The organism is Bradyrhizobium sp. P2_E8 (genome assembly GCF_056403875.1).
This window is the reverse complement of record NZ_JBFUES010000738.1, coordinates 1-3,934: the sequence shown is the minus strand read 5'-3', so window position 1 is coordinate 3,934 and position 3,934 is coordinate 1. Positions and strand designations below refer to the sequence as shown.

General features: G+C 64.9%; 5 protein-coding genes and 1 tRNA gene. 1 reads left to right on the top strand and 5 read right to left on the bottom strand.

Going from position 1 to position 3,934, the window contains the following annotated elements:
- Positions 1 to 90: 90 nt before the first annotated feature.
- The gene (locus AC1D00_RS30760; RefSeq protein WP_477013251.1) at positions 91 to 1,065 is read right to left on the bottom strand and encodes an alpha/beta fold hydrolase; all 975 of its coding nucleotides are present in this window, start codon (positions 1,063 to 1,065) and stop codon (positions 91 to 93) included.
- 121 nt (positions 1,066 to 1,186) lie between these two features.
- Between AC1D00_RS30760 and AC1D00_RS30755 the strand changes: the two genes are divergently transcribed.
- On the top strand, positions 1,187 to 1,810 hold the full coding sequence (locus AC1D00_RS30755; RefSeq protein WP_477013250.1) for a TetR/AcrR family transcriptional regulator: 624 nt from the start codon (positions 1,187 to 1,189) through the stop codon (positions 1,808 to 1,810).
- Positions 1,811 to 2,138: 328 nt separating this feature from the next.
- Here AC1D00_RS30755 and AC1D00_RS30750 read toward each other — a convergent pair.
- The 4 genes from AC1D00_RS30750 to AC1D00_RS30735 form a co-directional block, all read right to left on the bottom strand.
- Positions 2,139 to 2,216 (bottom strand) — tRNA-Pro (locus AC1D00_RS30750).
- Positions 2,217 to 2,341: 125 nt separating this feature from the next.
- Complete coding sequence (locus tag AC1D00_RS30745; protein ID WP_135176074.1) at positions 2,342 to 2,923, bottom strand: MerR family transcriptional regulator; 582 nt, start codon at positions 2,921 to 2,923, stop codon at positions 2,342 to 2,344.
- 26 nt (positions 2,924 to 2,949) lie between these two features.
- Positions 2,950 to 3,291 (bottom strand): integration host factor subunit alpha, encoded by a 342-nt coding sequence (locus tag AC1D00_RS30740; RefSeq protein ID WP_027548240.1) that lies wholly within the window; start codon positions 3,289 to 3,291, stop codon positions 2,950 to 2,952.
- A gap of 134 nt (positions 3,292 to 3,425) precedes the next feature.
- On the bottom strand, positions 3,426 to 3,934 hold a 509-nt coding region (locus AC1D00_RS30735), incomplete at its 5' end, for a 3-oxoacyl-[acyl-carrier-protein] synthase III C-terminal domain-containing protein (protein WP_477013249.1).

The following is a 3,934-nucleotide window of genomic DNA, read 5'->3' as shown; positions in this document are numbered from 1 at the left end:
CGGGGGCCGCCTTTCTCCCCCGCGCGGGCACAGCCAGCGCCAGACCCACCGTGGCGGCGCGCTTTGTGACAATCGTCACGCTCTCCCCCCTCAGGCAATCGCACGCAAGATGATCGCACGCGCCTGCCGCCCCTCCGGCGTCGGCATCAGCGCATAATTGTGCGGCTGGCCACGGCGCAGATGCAGCTCGACCGGGACACCCACCGCCCTCGCCCGCTCCGCCAGATCGACGCTGTCGGGGTAGAGCAGATCGCGCGTGCCCGAGAAGATCGTCATTGGCGGCAGCGAACGGAACGCGCCGTTGAGCGGGCTGACGAAGGGATGGCCGACATCGAGCTCGCCGGCATAGAGGCGTCCCGCCTCGAGGATCCCCGGAATGTCCTGCATCGGATCGCGCGCCGCGATCTCGACCTGCTCCGGACGGCTGACCGCCGCATCCGCCGCGGGCGAGATCAGCACCATCAGGTTTGGCTGCCGATGTCCGCGATCGCGCAGCCACTGACAGGCGGCGAGCGCAAGGGCCCCGCCGGCCGAATTGCCGACCACCGTGACCTTTGCGGGCCCGGCATCTTCCAGCAGCATCCGCAACAGCTCGGCCGTCCCCGGCACGAGATCCTTGGCGGTGGCGCGCGGCGCAAGCGGATAGATCGGCACGACGCAAACGACGCGCGCCTCACGCGTCATCTGGCCGACGAAGCGCCAATGCGCCGGCACGATCTCGTTGATGAAGCCGCCGCCGTGCAGGAACATGACGTAGTTGCAGCCCTCGTGTCCCGCTGACGGCGCGGTGTAATAGACCGGCCATCCGCCCATCTTCGTCAGCGTTGCCTCGACGCCGCGGCCAAGTCCCGTCGGCTCGAACGAGGCCGGCTCCAATGCGACCTTCTGCACGTGTGCCTGCACTGCTTCGGCTGATGCCAGTTGCTTCTTGAACGGAAGAAGGCGCAGCAGCAGGTTGAAGGCGCGGCTTTGCAGGCTCGGCGCGGGATCGCGCGGCGCCCGCGCACCGAACACGCAGCCACCTGGGCAGAACTGAAATGCCGACACAAGTCTGGCAACGCTCATGGCCACATCCCCATCTTGCTCTTTCGATACGGCGACGAAGAGGCTTGCCGACCCGCCTCCACTTGCGGATATAATGCGAGCATTCACTCGCTTTTCCTACTCGCATTCAGATCACAAGGCCGTGGCCCGCAAACCGCCCACAAAGCCCCGAAAAAATGCCTCGCAGGAGCGATCCCGCGCCACCGTCGACGCATTGGTCGAGGCAACTGCTCGCATTCTGGTCAAGGAAGGATTCGAGAAGGCCAGCACCAACCGCATCGCCGAAATCGCYGGTGTCAGCGTCGGCTCGCTCTACCAGTATTTCCCGAGCAAGGAGGCGCTCGTCGCCGCCGTGATCGACCGTCACAACGAGGAGATCATGGGCATCGTCCGCTCGGCGCTGATTGAGGTCGCCGACATGCCGATCGACAAAGCCGTGCGAAAACTCGTGACCGTTGCGATCGAGGCCCACCGCATCGACCCGAAACTGCACCGGGTGCTCGCCGAGCAGATCCCGCGCACCGGCCAGCTCAAGGACGTCGAAGCCTTCAACCGCGAGGTCCACGCCTTAGTGCGCACCTATCTCGAAAGCCGCCGCAACGAGATGCGCAAGATCGACCCGGCGCTGGCCACCTTCATCTGCGTCAGCGCGATCGAAGCCGTCGCGCACAACACGGTGCTGAAGCACGCCGAGATGCTGACGGAGAAGACGGTGCGGACGCTGGTGGACGAGACGACGCGGATGGTGGTGGGGTATTTGAGGTAGGCGGAACGACGTGTGGGGCTTGGACGCGACCTGCTGGCCGCGAGGAAAGGTTACGCTTCGTGGCGCGGGGAGAAGACAACTCCGCTCCGGACGTTCATCCCATGAACCGGGATGATGACATCATGCCCCTGTTTTGCCCGACGCGTCAAACCGATTCGGAAAAACGTTACCCACCAATGACATCGCTACTGTGCATGGGGTTGTTTTCGGCATTTTAATCTGCCGGTCACCGAAGCAGCCGCCCGCTACCGATCGTCGCGCATGCGGCGCGCGGCGGGAGCAGGCTCCACGCCGACGGTCGATCCACCCGACAGATGAGTTGGAAAAATGGTCGGAGCGAGAGGATTTGAACCTCCGACCCCTAGTCTCCCAGACTAGTGCGCTAACCGGGCTGCGCCACGCTCCGAACGTCGTTCCATTAGCTAGGATCGCCGCTTTGCGCAAGGCGAGGCCACACCATTTTGGTGACCGGTTTGGTGCCTCTGCCCAAGGCCGCCGGAACTGCCCCGCAAAGCCCGTGGAATGCGGCCCCTAGCCGTCCTTCAGCGCCAGGTCCAGCATCTCCCGGCAGGCGACGAGGTCGGCGAGCACCCGTCCCAGCCTCTCCCGGTCCAGCGCGCTGGGGCCGGCGGGCGCGGCGGGGGTGCCGCCCTTGCGGAAGGTGGTGAGGATTTCCTCGTCGTCGACCTCCGTGAAGCGGAAGTCGATGCCTTCCTCTTCGTCGCCCTGGTAGTCGTCATCGTCGGCATCGGCGACGCCCTTGATCGGCGCCTCCTCGTCGTCCGGCTCCATGAGGCTCGCGCCGATGGCGTCCTCGATGGCCCCGAACGAGACCGCGGCCGCGCCGTCGGCGAGCCCCTGCACCGACTTGACGCCGTGCTCCTTCAGGATCCGCTGCACCCCGCGGATGGTGTAGCCCTCCCCGTAGAGCAGCCGGCGGATGCCCTTGAGCAGGTCGACGTCGTCGGGGCGGTAATAGCGGCGGCCGCCGCTGCGCTTCATCGGCTTGATCTGGGAGAACCGGGTCTCCCAGAACCGCAGCACGTGCTGCGGAATGTCGAGTTCCTGCGCTACTTCGCTGATGGTTCGGAACGCATCCGGCGCCTTGTCCAAATGCCAAATCCTTATCCGAAAGGCGATTACGCCTCGGGTTGAGCCTTGCTGGCGTCGCCGTTGGTGCGGTGCTGGGAGTTGATTCGCTGCTTCAGGATCGCCGACGGCTTGAACACCATGACGCGGCGCGGCGAGATCGGCACTTCGGTACCGGTCTTCGGGTTGCGGCCGATCCGCTGGCCCTTCTTGCGAACCATGAAGGAACCGAACGAGGACAGCTTCACCGTCTCGCCCTTCTCCAGGCAGTCGGTGATCTCCTTGAGCACGAGTTCCACGAACGCAGACGATTCCGTCCGCGACAGGCCCACCTTCTGGTAGACGGCTTCGCAGAGATCAACACGCGTTACGGTTTTACTTTGATCGGTCATCGCCCTGCCCCACATCACGGCGAACAATTGTTGTCTGAAATTATGAGCTTACGATACGGCGGTCAACAGCGCTCATCAATGCATACGCATCGATAATCGGCGCTGATTCCGGCAAAATTTTATCGACTGTGGCTCTACCAGCGCACCAGCGCCGAGCCCCAGGTGAAGCCGCCGCCCATGGCCTCGAGCAGAATCAGGTCGCCGCGCTTGATGCGGCCGTCCTTGCGCGCCACCGACAGCGCCAGCGGGATCGAGGCCGCCGAGGTGTTGCCGTGACGGTCCACCGTCAGCACCACCTTCTCCGGCGCGATATGCAACTTGTGCGCGGAAGCGTCGATGATTCGCTTGTTGGCCTGGTGCGGCACGAACCAGTCGATGCTGTCGGCATTGAGCCCGGTCGCCTCGAAGGCATCGACGATCACGTCGGTGATCATGCCGACCGCGTGCTTGAAGACCTCGCGGCCCTCCATGCGCAGATGGCCGACGGTCTGGGTCGAGGACGGTCCGCCGTCGACGAACAGTTTTGCCTTGTGGCGGCCGTCGGAGCGCAAGTGCGTGGTGACGATGCCGCGGTCGGTCGCGGCACGGCCCGACTGCTCCTGCGCCTCCAGCACGACCGCGCCGGCGCCGTCGCCGAACGAAC